At 65.5% G+C, this 18,455-nt stretch carries 14 protein-coding genes; 7 read left to right on the top strand and 7 right to left on the bottom strand.

Annotation, left to right across the window (positions count from 1 at the left end; all coding sequences use genetic code 11):
- Positions 1-83 precede the first annotated feature (83 nt).
- The 3 genes from pgm to ABE459_RS15705 form a co-directional block, all read right to left on the bottom strand.
- Positions 84-1,721 carry a phosphoglucomutase (alpha-D-glucose-1,6-bisphosphate-dependent) gene (gene pgm / locus ABE459_RS15715; RefSeq protein WP_323833388.1) on the bottom strand — a complete coding sequence of 546 codons (1,638 nt, stop codon included), beginning with the start codon at positions 1,719-1,721 and terminating at the stop codon, positions 84-86.
- A 79-nt stretch (positions 1,722-1,800) separates the two neighbouring features.
- Positions 1,801-4,056 carry an ATP-dependent DNA helicase gene (locus ABE459_RS15710; protein ID WP_323833390.1) on the bottom strand — a complete coding sequence of 752 codons (2,256 nt, stop codon included), beginning with the start codon at positions 4,054-4,056 and terminating at the stop codon, positions 1,801-1,803.
- The gene (locus ABE459_RS15705) at positions 4,053-5,702 is read right to left on the bottom strand and encodes a VRR-NUC domain-containing protein (RefSeq protein WP_323833392.1); all 1,650 of its coding nucleotides are present in this window, start codon (positions 5,700-5,702) and stop codon (positions 4,053-4,055) included. The genes ABE459_RS15710 and ABE459_RS15705 overlap by 4 nt, the downstream gene beginning before the upstream one ends.
- 210 nt (positions 5,703-5,912) lie before the next feature.
- Here ABE459_RS15705 and ABE459_RS15700 point away from each other — a divergent pair, with 210 nt between their 5' ends.
- The 6 genes from ABE459_RS15700 to ABE459_RS15675 are packed head-to-tail and all read left to right on the top strand — an operon-like array spanning position 5,913 to position 11,779.
- Entirely contained in the window at positions 5,913-7,250 is a 1,338-nt protein-coding gene (locus ABE459_RS15700) for a UDP-glucose/GDP-mannose dehydrogenase family protein (RefSeq protein WP_323833394.1), read from the top strand.
- Positions 7,238-8,212, top strand: coding sequence for an NAD-dependent epimerase (locus ABE459_RS15695; RefSeq protein ID WP_323833396.1), 975 nt, complete (start codon positions 7,238-7,240; stop codon positions 8,210-8,212). The genes ABE459_RS15700 and ABE459_RS15695 overlap by 13 nt, the downstream gene beginning before the upstream one ends.
- A gap of 35 nt (positions 8,213-8,247) precedes the next feature.
- Complete coding sequence (locus ABE459_RS15690; protein ID WP_323833398.1) at positions 8,248-8,991, top strand: glycosyltransferase family 2 protein; 744 nt, start codon at positions 8,248-8,250, stop codon at positions 8,989-8,991.
- Positions 8,988-9,260 (top strand): lipid-A-disaccharide synthase N-terminal domain-containing protein, encoded by a 273-nt coding sequence (locus ABE459_RS15685; RefSeq protein WP_110996226.1) that lies wholly within the window; start codon positions 8,988-8,990, stop codon positions 9,258-9,260. The genes ABE459_RS15690 and ABE459_RS15685 overlap by 4 nt, the downstream gene beginning before the upstream one ends.
- Before the next feature lie 3 nt (positions 9,261-9,263).
- The gene (locus ABE459_RS15680; RefSeq protein WP_323833400.1) at positions 9,264-10,820 is read left to right on the top strand and encodes a glycosyltransferase family 39 protein; all 1,557 of its coding nucleotides are present in this window, start codon (positions 9,264-9,266) and stop codon (positions 10,818-10,820) included.
- The gene (locus tag ABE459_RS15675; RefSeq protein WP_323833402.1) at positions 10,817-11,779 is read left to right on the top strand and encodes an SdiA-regulated domain-containing protein; all 963 of its coding nucleotides are present in this window, start codon (positions 10,817-10,819) and stop codon (positions 11,777-11,779) included. Before ABE459_RS15680 ends, ABE459_RS15675 begins: the two co-directional genes overlap by 4 nt.
- Before the next feature lie 18 nt (positions 11,780-11,797).
- On the opposite strand, the gene ABE459_RS15670 is transcribed toward ABE459_RS15675, so the two are convergent.
- From ABE459_RS15670 to ABE459_RS15655, 4 genes are all read right to left on the bottom strand, one after another.
- Positions 11,798-14,227, bottom strand: a complete 2,430-nt coding sequence (locus ABE459_RS15670) for a TonB-dependent receptor (RefSeq protein WP_323833404.1) — start codon at positions 14,225-14,227, stop codon at positions 11,798-11,800.
- Between the two features lie 247 nt (positions 14,228-14,474).
- Complete coding sequence (locus ABE459_RS15665) at positions 14,475-15,449, bottom strand: FecR family protein (protein ID WP_323833406.1); 975 nt, start codon at positions 15,447-15,449, stop codon at positions 14,475-14,477.
- Positions 15,450-15,962 (bottom strand): sigma-70 family RNA polymerase sigma factor, encoded by a 513-nt coding sequence (locus tag ABE459_RS15660; protein ID WP_258641763.1) that lies wholly within the window; start codon positions 15,960-15,962, stop codon positions 15,450-15,452.
- 140 nt (positions 15,963-16,102) lie between these two features.
- Complete coding sequence (locus ABE459_RS15655) at positions 16,103-18,088, bottom strand: TonB-dependent siderophore receptor (protein ID WP_323833408.1); 1,986 nt, start codon at positions 18,086-18,088, stop codon at positions 16,103-16,105.
- Positions 18,089-18,115: 27 nt separating this feature from the next.
- Between ABE459_RS15655 and ABE459_RS15650 the strand changes: the two genes are divergently transcribed.
- Complete coding sequence (locus ABE459_RS15650) at positions 18,116-18,403, top strand: hypothetical protein (protein WP_323833411.1); 288 nt, start codon at positions 18,116-18,118, stop codon at positions 18,401-18,403.
- Positions 18,404-18,455 lie beyond the last annotated feature (52 nt).

Genomic DNA, 18,455 nt, shown 5'->3' with positions numbered 1-18,455 from the left:
GCGCAAATCCGGTGGGAGCGGGTTTACCCGCGAAGGGCTGCGGAGCAGCCCCATTAGCTAACTAGGTCTGGCAGCTTTGCCGATCAGGCGATCGCCGCGTCCACCAGCACCTGGGCTTCCTCTACCAGACGCTTGAGGTGCGCCTCGTCGATGAAGCTTTCGGCGTAGATCTTGTAGATGTCCTCGGTGCCGGACGGCCGCGCGGCGAACCAGCCGTTGGCGGTCATCACTTTCAGGCCGCCGATGGCCTGGTTGTTGCCCGGGGCATGGCTGAGGATCTGCTCGATCGGCTCACCGGCCAGCTCGGTGGACTTGACCTGCTCCGGCGCCAGCTTGCTCAGCGCCGCCTTTTGCCGCAGGTCGGCCTTGGCCTCGACGCGGGTCGCGTAGGGTTTGCCCAGTTTGGCGGTGAGATCGGCGTAGATCTGGCTCGGATTGCGGCCGGTACGGGCGGTCATCTCGGCGGCCAGCAGGGCCGGGATCAGGCCGTCCTTGTCGGTGGCCCAGACCGAGCCGTCCTTGCGCAGGAACGAGGCGCCGGCACTTTCTTCGCCACCGAAACCCAAGGAGCCGTCGAACAGGCCCGCGGCGAAGAACTTGAACCCCACCGGCACTTCGTACAGCTCACGGCCCAGTGCGGCAGTGACGCGGTCGATCAGGCCGCTGGACACCACGGTCTTGCCGACGGCGGCGTCTTTGCGCCACTGCGGGCGGTGGCGGTACAGGTAGTCGATGGCCACGGCCAGGTAGTTGTTCGGTTGCAGCAGGCCGTCGGCGGTGACGATGCCGTGGCGGTCGTGGTCCGGGTCGCAGGCGAAGGCCACGTCGAAACGCTCGCGCAGGCCGATCAGGCCCTGCATGGCGTACGGCGAGGACGGGTCCATGCGGATCTGGCCGTCCCAGTCGACACACATGAAGCGGAAGGTCGGGTCGACCTCGGTGTTCACCACTTCCAGGTTCAACTGGTAGCGCTCGGCGATGGCCGACCAGTAGCGCACACCGGCACCGCCCAACGGGTCGACGCCCAGGCGCAGGTTGGCGCCGCGGATCACATCGAAGTCGATGACGTTTTCCAGGTCTGCGACATAGCTGGTGACGTAGTCATGGCGCTGGGTGGTCGCGGCCTTGAGCGCCTGATCGTAAGCCATGCGTTTGACACCGGCCAGGTTGGCCGCCAGCAGTTCGTTGGCCTTGGCCTCGATCCACTTGGTCACGTCGCTGTCAGCCGGGCCGCCATTGGGTGGGTTGTACTTGAAGCCGCCGCTCTGCGGCGGGTTGTGCGACGGCGTGATGACGATGCCGTCAGCCAGTTGCGCTGTACGGCCACGGTTGTGGCAGAGGATGGCGTGGGACACCGCGGGCGTGGGGGTGTACTCGTCGTCCTTGCTCAGCCGCACCTGAACGCCGTTGGCGGCCAGCACTTCCAGCGCGCTGGCGGCGGCCGGGGTGGACAGCGCGTGGGTGTCGGCGCCGATGAACAGCGGGCCGTCGATGCCCTTTTCCTGGCGGTACAGGCAGATGGCCTGGGTGATGGCCAGCACGTGATGCTCGTTGAAGCTCAGCTCGAACGAACTGCCCCGGTGCCCCGAGGTGCCGAAGGCCACGCGCTGGGCCGCCACGGCGGCGTCGGGGCGGCCGGTGTAGTAGGCGGTCAACAGCCGGGGAATATCGACCAGCACGCTGGCCGGAGCCGGCTTGCCTGCCAAAGGACTGAGCGTCATGCGAAACCTCGAAAGCAACGAATGTTGGGGTTGGAACGCGAAGTGTACTGGGAGTTTCAACGCCAGGCGATGGGCGCGTTCAGGCGTATCGCCACCAGCTGGGAAACATCTGCCGCACCCGGGGTTCGGCGAAGCGCTCGTCGATCAGCAGCAGCACGCCACGGTCCTGGTCGCCACGGATCACCCGGCCGGCGGCCTGGATCACCTTGCGCACACCCGGGTACAGGTAGGCGTAGTCGAAACCGGCACCGAACTGCCGCCCCAGGCGCTGCTTGAACTGCTCGTTGACCGGGTTGACCTGGGGCAGGCCCAGGGTGGCGACGAAGGCGCCGATCAGCCGTGTACCCGGCAGGTCGACGCCCTCGCCGAAGGCACCGCCGAGCACGGCGAAACCGATGCCCTGCCCGTCAGCCACAAAACGCGCCAGGAAGGCCTCGCGCCCGGCCTCGTCCATGCCCGGCGCCTGGCGCCACTGGGGCAGCCCGGGGTGGCGTTCGGCCAATAGCCGAGCGACCTGCTCGAGGTATTCGAAACTGCTGAAGAACGCCAGGTAATTGCCGGGTTGACGCGCGTACTGCGCGGCGATCAACTCGACGATCGGCGCCAGCGAGGCCTGGCGCTGCTGGTAACGGGTAGACACTTCACTGACGATGCGCACCTCCAGCTGCTCGGCGCGAAAGGGTGCGGCCACTTCCAGCCAGGCGGTGTCGGCCGGCATGCCCAGCAGGTCGCTGTAGTAGTGCCGGGGGTTGAGCGTGGCAGAGAACAGCGTGACGCTGCGCGCGGCGCTCATCCGTGGCCCGAGCAAGCGCGCCGGCACCACGTTACGCAGGCACAGGGTGGCCAGGCGCCGGCCGCGCGGGCCATTGCGCTGGCTGATATCGAACAGGAAGTGCTCATCGAACAACTCGGCGATACGACTGAACTGCAACGCCTGGTAGAAGAACTCCAGCACCTTGGGCTCCACTTCGGCGGGTGCCTGGTTCATGCGTTCCTGGATCAGCCCGATGCACTGCGCCAGCGCGCGCAGAAACGCCTCGGGCAACTGCTCGCCGGCTTGATACGGCGCCACCTGCGCCTTGTACAGCGCATTCCACTGGCGGTTGAGCCGGTCCAGCGCACTGCCAAGGCCCATCGGCTTGGCCTGGCGCAGCGCCTGCAACTGGCCTTGATCGAGGCTGGCGCTGTACATCTGCCGGCCGCGTTCGACCAGGTTGTGCGCCTCGTCCACCAGCACGGCCGTGCGCCATTGGTTGGCCTGGGCCAGGCCGAACAACAGGGCATGGGCGTCGAAGTAGTAGTTGTAGTCGGCCACCAGCAGGTCGACCCAGCGTGCCATTTCCTGGCCGAGGTAATACGGGCATACCTGGTGTGCCAGGGCCACCTCGCGCAGGGCCGCACGGTCGAGCAACGGCACTGCCGCTGCCGCCTCACGCGCCGTCGGCAAGCGGTCGTAGAAGCCCTTGGCCAACGGGCAGGACTCACCATGGCAAGCGTTCTCGGGGTACTCGCACGCCTTGTCGCGGGCAATCAGCTCCAGGGTGCGCAGGGCCGGCTGGGTGCCGTCACGGGTGAGCTGGCGCAAGGCATCCAGGGCCAGCGCGCGGCCCGGGGTCTTGGCGGTGAGGAAATACAGCTTGTCCAACTGCTGGGGCACCACGGCCTTGAGCAGCGGGAACAGGGTGCCGAGGGTCTTGCCGATGCCGGTGCTGGCCTGGGCCATCAGGCAGCGGCCAGTGCTCACCGCCTTGTACAGGGTTTCGGCCAACTGGCGCTGGCCATGGCGCAGCGCTGGATAGGGGAACGCCAACGCCTGCAAGCCTCGGTCGCGCTCGGCCAGGCGCTGCTCCTGGGCCCTTGCCCAGGCGAGAAAACGCTGGCACTGGGCATGGAAGAACTGCTGCAGATCGGCGGCGCTGTGACGCTCGCTGATCACCGTCTGGCTGTCGCTGTCGATATCCAGATAGACCAGCGCCACCTCGATGTCCGTCAATTGCCGCGCCTGGCACAGCAACCAGCCATACACCTTGGCCTGGGCCCAGTGCAGCTGGCGGTGGTTGTCGGGCTGGCGGGCCAGGTCGCCTCGGTGGGTCTTGATCTCCTCCAGGCGGTTGCCTGCCGGGTCGTAGCCATCGGCGCGACCGCGCACACGCAGGCCCTGGTATTCACCCTCCAGCGCCACTTCGACCTCGTAGCCGGCAGCACGCCGAGCCACCACCCGGCGATGGCCGGCGATGCCCTCCTGGGCGGTCGGGGACGGGGTGAACCGCAGCTCGAGGTCGCCCACCTTGGCGCTGAACTCGCACAGGGCGCGTACCGCTACCGTATAGCTCATGGCGCCGACTGCCAGCGCACATGGCAGACCACCACCGGCAGCCCGTGCTCTTTGCAGAACGCCAGCCAGCGCAGTTGGTTGTCCTGCAGGCGGTCACCCGGCCCCTTGACCTCGACCATGCGATAGCGCCCCTCGTCGGGCCAGAACTGGATCAGGTCGGGCATGCCGGCGCGGTTGTTGCGAATATCCTGCAACAGGCGCGCAAAGCACGCTTTCAAGTGCGCGGCGGGCAGGCACGCCAGGGCCTGCTCGAGCAGCGGTTCATCGATCATCTGCCAGAACACGAAAGGTGACTGCAGGCCCTGCTTGGCGCTGAAGCAGGCGCGGATCGCCTGCCCATGGCTGCCATCGTCGAGCCGCCCCAGGCACTGCTCGAACAGCGCTGCGCGGCGCTGCTGGAAGTCGCCATCGTGCAGGTCTTGCGGCCCGCTCTGGAACGGGTGGAAGAACGCCCCCGGCAACGGGGCGAAGATGGCATCCCAGCAGAGCAAGCCGAACAGGCTGTTGAACAGGGTGTTCTCGACGTAGTGGGCCACGCCGCCGTCCTGCTCCAGGTGCTGGCGTACCGCCTCCTCCACCCCGAAAACCGCAAGCTCGGCCGGCAGTTCCAGCTCGATCACCTGCACCGCATCGCTGCGCCGACGGGGTTGCGCCGGCCCGCCAAGCTTGCGCGCCAGGCGCGGCAGCATGCGCTCCAGGGCCTGACGCTCGAGCGGGTTGGCCGGCGCCGCCGCCATGTCGGCCGCCAGCGCGTGCGCCTGCGGCCACTGCTCGCTGCGCTCTAACACCCGCACCTGGCGGATACGAGCCTCGGGATGGGCGCAATCGCCATACACCTGCAGCGCCAGGTCCCATTCGCCCAAACGCTCGCAGTGCTGCCCGAGATTGAACAGCAGCCGCGCCCGCCGCCGGGCGAGCCAGGGGTTGTCGCTGCCCAGCCCGTCGAGCGTCGCCAGCAGCGTGGCGGGCGCCTCACCCTGCTCCAGGCGTTCGCCACACTGGTGCAGGGCCATGGCCAGCTCGACCTCGCTGCGCTGGCGCAGGGCCCGTGAGTCTTCTGCGAAGGCCACCTGCTCGTAGCGCAGCAGCCCGAGGTCGGCGAGGACGAACTCCGACCAGTCCTGATAGAGGTTGCCGAAAAACAGCAGGCGCAGGCGGTCGCACAGCGGCTGCAAGCGCCAGTGGATGATCTGTGCGGGGCAATCGGGGTACCACGCGGCGAACGAACGCGGCGCCAGTTGCAACGCCTGCAACTGCGTCAGCAGTTCGGCCTTGCCCGCCTTGGGCCGGCTGAGTTGCCCGGCAAAACAGTGCAGCGCCTCGTCCTTGCGCAGCAGCGGCCACAGCTGCTCCAGCGTCAGCGGCGCCTCGGCATCGACCCAGCCCAGGCCCAGCAAGGGGGCCAGGGCGCTGTCGGTATCGCCGATCTCGTCGTAGTTGAGTTTGTCGCTGCGAAACAGCTCGCCCTTGCGCATGACCATGCGCACCAACAGGGCCTGGGCAGGCGCCGGCAAGCCGGCGAAGGCGCGGATGAACCCGTGCTCGTGGGCATCGAGCAGGTCGGCGTAACGCTGTTCGACCCAGTTCAGCACCTGGCGGAAGTTGTGCAGGTAGTAGAACGGGTCATCGACGGAATGGGCAATCACGGTGCGGGATCGGGCGCGGGAAATGGATACTGGTTATACATACAGATCCAGCCATCGGGCAAGTGCCGTGGGTCGCGCGCTTGATAAACCGCCGTACGCGGGGGAGCGGTAACAAACCTTAAACAAGACTGTGACATTTTTTTTCAGCCTGCTTACCAGGTACCTCGGCATGGGTAACGGCCTGCCCGGATTCGGTCATGGAGCTGCGAGATGAAGGTTACGGTTTTCGGTACGGGTTATGTGGGACTCGTCCAGGCGGCATGCCTGGCCCAAGTGGGGCATTCAGTGCTGTGCATGGACGTTGACGCCGAGCGGATCGCCACCTTGAGCCAGGGCCATTGCCCGCTCTACGAGCCGGGCCTTGCGTCACTGTTGAAACGGAACCTGGCCTGTGGCCGCCTGAGTTTCACCACCGACGCCGCCAGGGCGACCCATTTCGCCCCCTTGCTGTTCATCGCGGTCGGCACCCCGCCCCAGGCCGACGGCAGCGCCGACCTCAAGCACGTGTTCGCGGTGGTCGACAATATTCTTGAACATGCCGATCACCCCAAGGTCATCGTCAACAAGTCCACCGCGCCGGTCGGCACGGTCGACCGCATCAGGGCGCGCATCAGCCAGGCGGTGGCCAATGCCGAGCACTTTCGGGTGATCAGCAACCCGGAGTTTCTCAAGGAAGGTTCGGCAGTCGACGATTGCATGCGCCCGGAGCGCATCATCATCGGTGGCGCCGGGCCGACCGAGCTTGAGCTGCTGCGCGAACTGTACCTGCCGTTCAGCCGCAACCGGGAAAAGCTCATGGTCATGGATGCGCGCAGCGCCGAGCTGACCAAGTACGCCGCCAACTGCATGCTGGCGACGAAGATCTCCTTCATCAATGAAATGGCCAACCTGGCCGAGCACCTGGGCGCGGATATCGAGATGGTCCGCCGTGGCATCGGCTCGGACCCGCGCATCGGCTACGACTTCATCTACCCCGGCTGCGGTTTTGGCGGCTCGTGCTTCCCCAAGGACCTGCAGGCCCTGAGCAAATGCGCCGAAGCCGAAGGCTTCGAGCCGCAACTGCTGCGCGCGGTCGAGTCGGTGAACGCGCGCCAGAAGAACCGGCTGTACGCCAAGATCGCCCGGCACTACCCCGATGGCCTGCGCGGCAAGGTCTTCGCGCTGTGGGGGCTGTCGTTCAAACCCAATACCAATGACATTCGCGAGGCCTCCAGCCGGGTCCTGCTCGAAGCCCTGTGGGCTGCCGGCGCCCGGGTGCAGGCCCACGACCCGCAGGCCATGGAGGAGATCCAGCGGCATTACGGCGCGCGTGCCGACCTGCAACTGGTGCCGTGCAAGGACGATGCGCTGCAGGGTGCCGATGCGCTGGTGATCGTCACCGAGTGGCAGGACTACCGCGTGCTGAACCTGGACCAGGTGCCGCAGCTGTTGGCCGACCGGGTGGTGTTCGACGGGCGCAACCTGTTCGAGCCCGAACACATGGCCGCCGCCGGCCTGACTTACTACGGCATCGGCCGTGGCCAGGTGCCGCAGCCATGCCCGTACTGATCACCGGCGTCGCCGGCTTCATCGGTTTTCACCTCGCCCAGCGCCTGTGCCAGCAAGGCCTGGAGGTGGTCGGCATCGACAACCTCAACAGCTATTACAGCGTCGAGCTCAAGCAGGCGCGCCTGCAACAGCTGGCCCGCTGGCCGAACTTCCGCTTCCAGCGGCTGGACATCGCCGAGCCAGACGCCCTGCTCCAGCTGTTTGCCAGGCAGCCCTTCAGTGAGGTCATCCACCTGGCGGCCCAGGCCGGGGTGCGCTATTCGCTGGACAACCCAGTGGCCTATGGCCAGGCGAACCTGATCGGTTTTCTCAACGTCCTCGAAGCCTGCCGCCGACACCCCACCAGTCACCTGATCTATGCCTCCAGCAGTTCGGTGTATGGCGCCAACGCCAAGCTGCCGTTCAGCGTCGACGACCCGGTGGAACAACCGGTCTCGCTGTACGCCGCGAGCAAGCGCGCCAATGAGCTCATGGCGCACACCTACGCGCACCTGTACCGCATCCCCGCCACCGGCCTGCGCTTCTTCACCGTCTACGGCCCCTGGGGCCGCCCGGACATGGCGCTGTTCAAGTTCACCCAGGCCATGCTCGAAGGCCGGCCCATCGAGGTCTACAACCACGGCCGGATGGCACGGGACTTCACCTACATCGACGACATCGTCGAAAGCATCCAGCGCCTGCGCGGCAAACCACCACTGCCGGCCGCAGGCCAACCGCCCTGCCAGCTGTTCAACATCGGCCGCGGCCAGCCGGTCAGGCTGCTGCAATTCGTCGAGTGTCTGGAACAGGCCCTGGGCATCCCGGCAACGCGTGATTACCTGCCCTTCCAGGACGGCGACGTGCTGGAGACCTGGGCGGACATCAGCTCACTGGCGCACTGGATCGACTACACCCCCAGGGTCTCGCTGGAACACGGCGTCGGCCAATTCGTCAGTTGGTACCGGGACTTCTACCGGATCTGAACCACGCATTCACAACAAGAACACAGGTAGGCCCGATGACTGAACAGATCGACCTTTCGGTACTGATTCCGGCAAAGAACGAAGCTGAAAACCTGCCGGCGCTGCTGGCGGAAATCCGCAACGCCCTGCAAGGCGAGCGCTACGAGGTGCTGGTGGTGGATGACGGCAGCAGCGACCCGACCCTGGTCGTGCTGCAGCAGCTGCGTACCCAGGGCTTTGAACAGCTGCGCATCCTCCACCATGAACGCTCCCTGGGCCAGAGCACTTCGCTCTGGCACGCCGCCCAGGCGGCCCGTGGTCGCTGGCTGGCGACCCTGGATGGCGACGGCCAGAACGACCCGGCGGATATCCCTGGGATGCTCGCGCTGGTGCGTGCCAGCGAAGACCTGGCCGGTGGCATCAAACTGGTGGCCGGGCACCGGGTCAACCGCCGCGACACCGCCAGCAAACGCTGGGCTTCGCGCTTCGCCAACGGCCTGCGCAGCCGCCTGCTCAAGGATGCCACCCCAGACACCGGTTGCGGGCTGAAGCTGATCGAGCGCGCGGCGTTTCTACGCCTGCCCTACTTCGACCATATGCACCGCTTCATCCCGGCGCTGATCCTGCGCCACAACGGCCGCATGCTGGTGCACCCGGTGAACCACCGGCCACGTCACGCCGGCACCTCCAAGTACGGCAACCTGGACCGCGCCCTGGTCGGCATTCTCGACCTGTTCGGGGTCTGGTGGCTGATCCGTCGCACCCGCCTGGGCACCCACCCGCAGGAGCTCGAAGGATGACTCGCGAAACCCTCTGGCTGATCCTCGGCTTCACCGGCCAGGCCGTGTTCACTGGCCGTTTCGTGCTGCAGTGGCTGTACAGCGAGTACAAACGCCGCAGCGTGATCCCGGTGGGCTTCTGGTACCTGAGCATGCTCGGCAGCGCCTTGCTGCTGATCTATGCCATCTACCGCCAGGACCCGGTGTTCATCATCGGTCAGGCCTTCGGTTTTCTGGTCTACCTGCGCAACCTGCAGTTGATCGCCCGGTTCAAAGAGCAGAAGGAATAGCCCTTGCCCAGGTTCACAACCCCAAGCGCCCAATGCCTGGCGCTGGTCGCCCTGGCGTTGCTGCTGGTCGGTGCCGGCATCGGCTGGCGCCAGCCGATGAACGTCGACGAAGAACGCTTCCTCGGGGTCGCCCTGGAAATGCTGCAGAGCGGCAACTGGTTCATCCCGCACCGCGCCGGCGAAATCTACGGCGACAAACCGCCCTTGTTCATGTGGACCGTGGCCTTGTTCAGCGCCTTGACCGGCTTGCCCAAGGTCGCCCTGTACCTCCCCGGCCTGCTCTCGGCAGCCACCACCACTGCGGTGCTGTACGACCTGGGCCGACGCCTGTGGAACAAGCGCATCGGTTGCATCGCCGCCTTGCTGTTCCTGGCGACCTACCAGAGCTACAGCATCCTGCGCACCGGGCAGATCGACAGTTTCCTCGCCTTGTGGGTCGCGCTGGGTTTCTACGGTTTGCTTCGCCACCTGCTGCTGGGCCCGGCCTGGGGCTGGTTCTATGCCGGCTGCGCGGCCATGGGCCTGGGCATCATCAGCAAAGGTGTGGGCTTTGTCCCGGCGCTGATGCTGCTGCCCTATGCCTGGGCCGTGCACCGGCGCTGGCGGGGCGTGGTGGCCATGCCTGGCCAGGGCTGGCGCTGGAGCCTGGGGCTGCTGTGGCTGCTGGCCGGTTGCGCGGTGTGGCTGCTGCCACTGCTGCTGACCATCGCCCATGGCGGCGGCGCGGCAGAGCTGGCTTACCTGAAAGAGATCCTGCTGCGTCAGACCGCCAACCGCTATGCCAATGCCTGGGACCACCGCGAGCCGTTCTGGTACTTCTTCGCCAAGGTCATCCCCAAGTACTGGCTGCCGCTGGTGCTGGCCCTGCCCTGGCTGGTACCGGCCTGGCGCCGGCAACTGCTCAAGCATGACGGGCGCTTGCTGGTGCTGCTCGGCTGGGTGGCACTGGTGCTGTTGTTCTTCAGCCTCAGCAGCGGCAAGCGCAAGCTCTACATCTTCCCGGCGCTGCCCGGCCTGGTGCTGGCCATCGCGCCCTTGCTGCCCTGGTTGCTCAAGCGCTGGTTCCAGCGCCGGCCGGGCTGGCGCAAGGTGTTTACCCTGGTCGCCGTGGTGTGGTTCTGCCTGTGGTTCGTGCGCGGCCTGGTCGAGCCGATCAAGGAGGGCCGCAACCCCCACGAAACCCTGATGGTCGATGCCGCCCGTGCCACCGGCGGCGCCGAACTGGTACTGGTCAACTGGCGCGAGGGGCACTGGCTGTTCGCCCGCCAGCCGATCGTGCACTTCGGTTTCGCCAACCACTCCTCCGCGGACACGGCCGTCTATTGGTTGCGCCAGCACCCCGCTGCGTTCGCCCTGCTGCCGGCGACCGAGCTGGGCCGCTGCTTCAGCGCCGACAAGGCGCGCAAGCTGGGCGATACCTCGCGCGCCGCGTGGTATGTGGTGGGTGCCGATGCCGACACCGGCCAATGCCAGCCGCCCCCGCCCAAACAGGTCTACCAATTTGCCTGGGGCGCCATGCCCGGGAATCTGCAAACCGCGCAGGAGAGCCCCCGCAAATGACCGCCCAGACCCTGCCGGTACAACGCCGGCATTGGTTCAAACGCTTGAACCGCCTGAGCCAGGTCGGCGGTCTGACGCTGCTGGCGGGCATCAGCCTGACCTGTATCGAGGCCGCACGTTCGTTCTGGCCCCAGCAGGTCTACGCCCACCTGAGCAACCACTGGACCGGCGACCCGGCGCCAGGGCAGAACGTCTGGCTGCCGGCCTTCCGGGTCGCTATCGATGCCAAGGTGGTGGAACAGGGCCTGAACAACCTGTCCGGCATCACTTATGACCATGACCGCGACCGGCTGCTGGCCATCACCAACGGTGCGCCCATGGAACTCCTGGAGCTGAGCAAGAGCGGTGACATCCAGGCCCGTTATCCGTTGGTGGGTTTCAAGGACACCGAAGGCCTCACTTACCTGGGCAACGGCCGCCTGGCGATCGCCGACGAAACCCTGCAACGGCTTGACGTGATCACCCTGCCCGACCGCCCTCAGCCGATCAATGCCAGTCAGGCCCAGTGGATTACCCTGAACATCAACCCGACCCTTCGTAACAAGGGCTTCGAGGGCGTCACCTATGACGTCGGTCACGACCGCCTGTACGCCATCAAGGAGCGTGAGCCGCGCCAGCTGTTCGAGGTCAGCGGCCTGCTCACGACGCTGAACGGCGGGCCACTGCAGATCACCGTCAGCGACCGTCGCAGCTGGGTCAAGCGCAGCGTGTTCGCCACCGACCTGGCCGACGGCTACTACGACCCCGTCACTGGCCACCTGCTGGTGCTCAGTGACCAGTCGAAGAACATCACCGAGCTCGACGGCGATGGACGCTTCGTCAGCATCCGCTCGTTACGCGCGGCGTTCGGTGGCCTGGCCCAGGATGCACCGCAGCCGGAAGGCATCACGATGGACAGCGATGGCAACCTGTACGTGGTCAGCGAGCCGAACCTGTTCTACAGGTTCGACAAGCCCTGAGACCACCTCGACTCAGGGTCAGAAATCCACCGTGGCGGATAGCTGCAAGGTGCGCGGGTAACCGGGCGAGATCGCGCCATAGGACGCGACGCCGGACCAGTATTCACGGTCGAACACATTCTGCACCGTCGCCCGGAACGTCGTCGGGCGCCCGTCGATACGGGTGGTGTAGCGGCCACCGACATCGAAGCGGGTCCAGGCGTCGAGCTCCTGGGTGTTGGCCTGGTTGATGTACTGGCTGGCGGTGTAGATGGTGCCACCGGTCAGGGTGAAGCCTGCCAGCCACGGTGTATCCCACTCGCCCCACAGGTTGGCCTGCAGTTCAGGCACGCCCACCGGCTTGTTGCCTTTGTTGGCGGCGGTGGCGGTGTCGGTCAGCTTGCCGTCCATCGCGGTCACGCCGCCCATCAGGCGCACGCCCGGGCTGACTTCGCCGAACATGCTCAGCTCGACGCCACGGTTACGCTGCTCTGCCTGTACCGAGAACTGGTTGCCGGCACCCAGCTCGCCGCTGGGCTTCTCGATCTGGAACAGCGCCAAGGTGGTCATGAAGCTGTCGCGTTCGAACTTCACGCCCAGCTCATGCTGCTTGCTGGTGTAGGGCGCGAAGGCTTCGCCGGCGTTGGCGGCCGTGGCCGGCGCGATGTCGCCCTTGCTCAGCCCCTCGACGTAGTTGTAGTAGAGCGAGACGTTCTCCCACGGCTTGACCACCACCCCGACCACCGGCGTGCTGGCGCTGTCGTCGTAGCGCGACGACACCGCGCCGGCCGCGTTGTAGTTGCGCGATTCGATGTCCTGCCGACGCACGCCCAGGGTCAGCTGCAGCCGGTCATCGAGCACGGCCAGGGTGTCGGTCACGGCCAGGCCGCTCAGCTCGGACTCGGAAATGCGCAAGACCTTCGGTGCATTGATGTGCTGCTTGGGCACATCGACCGGGTGGTAGATGTTCGACAGGATCGCCGTGCCGTTGTTGATGCCGCGGGACATCTCGTCCTGATAACGGGTGGCCATGACCGTCACGGTGTGGTTGACCGGGCCCGTTTCAAACAGGCTGCGCAGTCCCACATCAGCGGTGGAGCGGTCGACGTTGAACTTGTAGTAACCGGGGATATTGCTGGTATCGCCGGCCGCATTGAGGATTCTCGGCACCTGGTCGGACATGCGTTTCACATCGGCCTTGCCGCCGCCGGCATGGGCAAACACGGTCAAGGAATCATTCAGGTCGTACTCGCCGCCGAGCAACGCGGATTGCTCACGGGTGTTGGACCAGCCCCAGTCCTGGGGCAGGTTGGTACGGCCGTTGGCGGCCGACGGCACGTCGATCCCCGGTGCCACGGTGAAGGGCCGCGAGGCGGCATCCCATTTTTCTTTCTGGCTGATGAAATCGAGGTTCAGGCGCAGGCGCTCGCCTTTGTAGTCCAGGGCGATGGCGCCGATATCCAGGGCGCGCTGCTGGTTGTCGATGGCGGTGTCACCCTGGGCAAGGCTGCCGTTGAAACGCACGCCCCACTGTTTGTCCTCGCCGAAGCGGCGGCTGATGTCGAGGTGGCCACCGGCCTGGCTGTCCGAGCTGTAGCTGGCGGTGAAGCGCGTCAGGTCCTCGGCCAGGGCGCGCTTGGGCACGATGTTGATCACCCCGCCGACACCGCTGTTGGGCGAGATGCCATACATCAGGGCGCCGGGCCCCTTGAGCACCTCGACGCGCTCGGCGTACTCGGTGAATACCCGATAGTTGGGCGCAACGCCGTAGACACCATCAAAGGCCAGCTCACCCAGGTTGCCCTCGCCCACCGGAAAGCCACGGATGAAGAACGAGTCGACAATGCCGCCGGTCTGCCCGGTGGAGCGCACCGACGGGTCGCGCTCCAGCGCATCGGCCACGGTCACCGTCTGCAGGTCGGCCAGGATCTTGGCGGTGTAGCTGGTAACGCTGAAGGGAGTGTCCATCACGTCCTTGTTGCCCAGCATCCCCAGCCGCCCGCCGCGGGCCACCTGGCCGCCGGCAAAGGCTTCCGGCAAGTTATCGTGGCGCAGGCTGTCGGCTTCGATGTTGGTGGCGGCGAGCGTCAGGCCATCGCCTTGCTGCGCCAGCTTGGCCAGGGTGTAGTTGCCGTTGCCCAGGGCCACCAGCTCAAGGCCGCTGCCGGCCAGCAAGCGGGCGGCACCGTCCCGTAGCGAGTAGCTGCCGTTGAGGCCTGCGCTGTGCAAACCGTCGGTCAGCGCCGGCTCGAAAGACAAGGCGATCTGCGAGGCCACGGCAAAGCTGGACAGCACGCGGCCCAACGGGCCGGGGCTGATGGCGTAGGCCTGGGTGGCCACGACGCTTTCGGGTTGCGCGAGTGCCACCTCGGTGCCTGCGGCGCTGGCCACCAAGGCCAGGCTGATCAGGGCGTTACGGACTGCGGTGGCGAGCGCACGCTCGGCGTGGGGACGGCTTGCAACAGGCATGACAGGAGGGTCCTTGTGACCGGATAAGGAGAGGGTTCACTCCTGTTGCCAATCGAGATGGGGAAAAGTATCAGCTTGGGTTGAATAAATTTTGCGGGGTGGTTTTGAAGCACATTCCTTTGTGTGTTGGAGGCCCCTGGGTATGACCGGAGGTTTGCGCCGCCTAGGAGATCGAGCGCCGCCCGCGCGGCGCTCGATCTCCTAGGCGCAGAACATCTCAAGGCGAACACCTTGCAACCCCACCACCCTACCGCGCAGAAACCAGCGTCCAATACCCACCCATGCGCTCCTCGACCTCCAGCCCATAAGTCGCCTGCAACATCCCCAACGTGCGGCGCCTGTCGCTGATCGGAAACGCCCCCGACACCCGCAAGCCTGCGCTCTGCCGATCACAGCGAATGAACCCACGCTGGTAGCGCGCCAACTCACCCAGCAGCTCGTCCAAGCGCATGTTGTCCGCCAGCAGCATGCCCTGGGTCCAGAGCGTGCCGGCGCTGTCCAGCGCCTGGTTCGGGCCGACGCCCTGGCCATCGAAATCGGCCTGCTCGCCAGCCGCCACGACCCGGCCCTGCGCCTGCCTGGCGCTGGCGGGCTGCACCCGCACAGCCCCTTCAAGCACCGCAAGATAGGTGCGCCCTTGCCGTTCACGCACGGTGAACCGTGTGCCCAAAGCCTGCATCACCCCCTCCCCGGTCCCTACCCGCAGTGGCCGCGAGGGGACGACGATATCCGGCGCGGTCTGCACCAGGATCTCGCCGCGGTACAGACGGATGAAACGCTCGTTGGCATCGAAGCGCACGTCAATCGCAGTGTCGGTGTTGAGGATCAGCTGGGTACCGTCGGCAAGCGTGACATCGCGGCGCTGGCCAACCGCCGAGCGATAGTCCGCGGCCCATCCTTGCCCGTACATCTGCCAACCTGCCCAGCTTGCGGGAGCCAGGGCCAGCAGGACGGCCAGGCGGGTGATCGCCTGGCGCCGGCCCGGATCACTGGGGCGATCCAGCGCCGACAGCGACAGTGCCGGCGGCAAGCCACCCAGCTTGCCCATCAGCAGTTCGGCACGCGCCCAGGCCTGGGCACGCTCGGCGCTGCTGTTGCGCCAGGCCGCCCATTGGGCCTGCTGCCCTGGCGTGACCTCGCTGTCGCTCAGGCACATCAGCCACTCGGCGGCCTCCGCCAGTGCTTCGGGGTCAGGCTCGATGTGGGGGTGATCGACGCTCACTCAGTCAACCAGCTTCAGGCACTGGAGAAACGCCTGCTTCATGTAGCGCTTGACGGTGATCAGCGAAACGCCGAGCTGCTCGGCGATGTCCTCGTACTTCATCCCGGCCAGCTGCGACAGCAGGAACGCCCGCCTGACCAGTGCCGGCAAGCTGTCGAGCATCGCATCGATTTCATGCAGGGTTTCGAGGATCAGCAGGCGCGTTTCCGGCGACGGCGCCTCGGGGGCTGGCAGCTGCTCCAGCGCCGCCAGGTAGGCACGTTCAAGCGACTTGCGCTTGCACCAGTTGGCGAGGATGCCACCGGCGACGCAATTCAAATAGGCACGGGGCTCATTGAACACCGTGACCTTCGACGCGAGTATGCGCGCGAAGGTGTCATGCGCCAGATCAGCCGCATCCATCGCATTGCCCAAGCGCCGCCGCAAGCGGTTGTACAACCACCCGTGATGGTCGCTGTAGAGCGCTTCGACAGCAGACAGTCGAGGGGTTTGCACGGGCTGGGCTTCGCTCATGGGGCGATTCTTTTTGTGTAACTGAGAATTGTTAGCAATGCTAAGTTACACCCCGACCGCAAAGCAAGGCCCCTAAACAAAAGGCGCCAGGTTGATTGCAACCGGGCGCCTTGGGCTGATAGCTACCGACGCAGCAGCGGTCAGAACCTGAAGTTGGCCGTCAGCTCCGCCGAACGCCCCGGTGCGACCGTGGCGAATAGGCCAACGTGCGAGGCATCGTAGATGGTCTCGTCGGTCAGGTTGAGCACGTTCAACTGCAGGTCGAGGTTCTTGTTGACCTTGTAGGCCACCATCGCGTCGTAGCGCCAGTAGTCGTCGATGCTGACGGTGTTGGCATCGTTCATGTAACGCTGGTCCATGTAGTTGGCCCCCGCGCCCACGGTCCAGCGGTCGGTCAGGTCATAGGACGACCACAGGCTGAAGCTGTTCGGCGCAATGAACTTGGAGCGGTTGCCGTCGTTGTTGCCATCGTCGCCCGACTTCACCACTTCGGCATCCAGGTAGGTGTAGCCGCCCCAGACCGCCCAGGCGTCGGTGATGCGGCCGGTGACGCCGAACTCGATGCCGGTCACGCGCTGGTCGCCGTCCAGGACCACCAGCCCACTGATAGGGTCGGTCACCCGCGCATTGGTTTTCTCGGTGCGGAACACCGCGGCGGTCAGCGACAGCTGTTGGTTGAACACATCCCACTTGGTCCCCAGCTCGACGCTGCGTGACTTTTCCGGGTCGAGGTTGGCCTTGTTGCCATTGAGGTTGCCGGCCCCGGCACCGTCGGCGCCGCCGGACTGGGTGTTCTCGCCCGAGGGGTTGGACGAGGTGCCGTAGGACAGGTAGATGCTGCCGTTGGGCATTGGCTTGAACACCACGCCCACCTGGTAATTCCACAGCTCGCTCGACGACGAGGCGCCGCCCTCGACCCGGTTCTTGACGTCGTAGTCGTCGTAGCGCAGCCCCAGGTTCAGGTCCCACTGTTCATGCAGCGCGAGGGTGTCGAAGGCGTACAGCGACTTGACCTCGGTCTGGTACTTGCTGGTGACTTCCCCGGTACCCGGCAGCAAGGTCCAGCCACCGTCGTGCGGGTTAGGGTTGTACAGGTTACCCGGGCGACCGTTGTTGCCAGCGTGCTTGTCCTTGTCGGTGATGGTCTCGCGGCTGACTTCCAGGCCGGCGGAATAGCTGTGCTTGATGCCACCGGTGTGGAAGGTGCCGAACAGGTCGGTCTGGTTGAGCACCGAGGTGTTGACCACGTTGCGTGGGCGGAAACCCCGGCCTACCAGACCGTTCTGCTCCTGCGCGACGTTGGCGAACACCGGGCGGCTCATCACGTAGTTCTGCATGCTGCGCCCGCCGCGCAGGGTGTTGCGCACGGTCAGCTGCGGGCTGAACTCATGTTCGATCAGCAGCGTGGCCAGGTCGGCGGAAGTCTTGCGAAAATCTCGGTCAACCAGCCCGTAGAAGTTGTCCCGGTCGACATCCGCAGGCTTGTTGGTGATCAACGAGATCGGATGGCCCTGATCGGGAATGTCATCGGTTTCCAGGTGGTAGTAGCTGGCCGTCACCCGCGTCGGGCCCTGCAGGCCCCAGGTAATGGTCGGGGCGATGCCCCAGCGCTTGACCTCGACGTCATCGCGGCCGGGGGTATCGGCTTCGTGCTTCATGGCGTTCAGGCGAAACGCCAGGTCCTGCTCGGGCAGGTACTGGTTGATGTCCAGGGTATTGCGCCAGAGTTGGTCGGTACCCATCGTGACGCTGCCGGCGATGAAGTCCTCGGCCTTGGCGGCCTTGCTCACGAGGTTGATCGAGCCGCCCGTGGAGCCCCGGCCGTTGTAGGCCGAACCCGGCCCTTTGACGATCTCGACCGACTCCACGTTGAACGCCTCGTGGGACATGCGGCCAAGGTCGCGCAGGCCGTCGATCTGGATATCGGTACTGGCTTCGAACCCGCGAATGAACGGCCGGTCGCCCAGTGGCGTGCCGCCCTCGCCTGCGCCCAGGGTAATGCCTGGGGTGGTACGCAGCACGTCGGTCAGCGAGGTGGCGCCGCGCTCCTTGATCAAGGCTTCGTTGATGATGGTGATCGACTTGGGCACTTCGCGCAGCGGAGCGGTGAACTTCGGCGAAGACATTTCATCCACTTTGAACGTCTCGGCCTGATGAACACCTTTTACATCGGTCGCATCCAGTTCAAGGATCGAGCCCGGCTTGGTTTTGCCGGCATCGGCGGTTTGCGCCAGGCTCGCGGTCGAACAGGATGCCAGGGCCAGGCCGAGGGCCGTATAGAGATGTGGGGATTCCGCGCGGCGGGTTGTTGGAGTGCTTGCCATTTGATTGCCATCACCTATGAAATGATGCGCAATCCTATTTGCGATAATTTATTGAACAAAGTGCATTTACAAAATTTACGCCAAGTAACTTTATATTTCACATATCAAGTTACATAAATTTATCCGCATACATCTAGTTACACTTGGCGCCGCATATCAGTGCATTAGC

The sequence above is a fragment of the Pseudomonas sp. TWI923 genome, assembly GCF_039673365.1.
In the GTDB taxonomy this organism is placed as follows: domain Bacteria; phylum Pseudomonadota; class Gammaproteobacteria; order Pseudomonadales; family Pseudomonadaceae; genus Aquipseudomonas; species Aquipseudomonas sichuanensis.
This window is presented reverse-complemented; position numbering and strand designations above follow the sequence as displayed.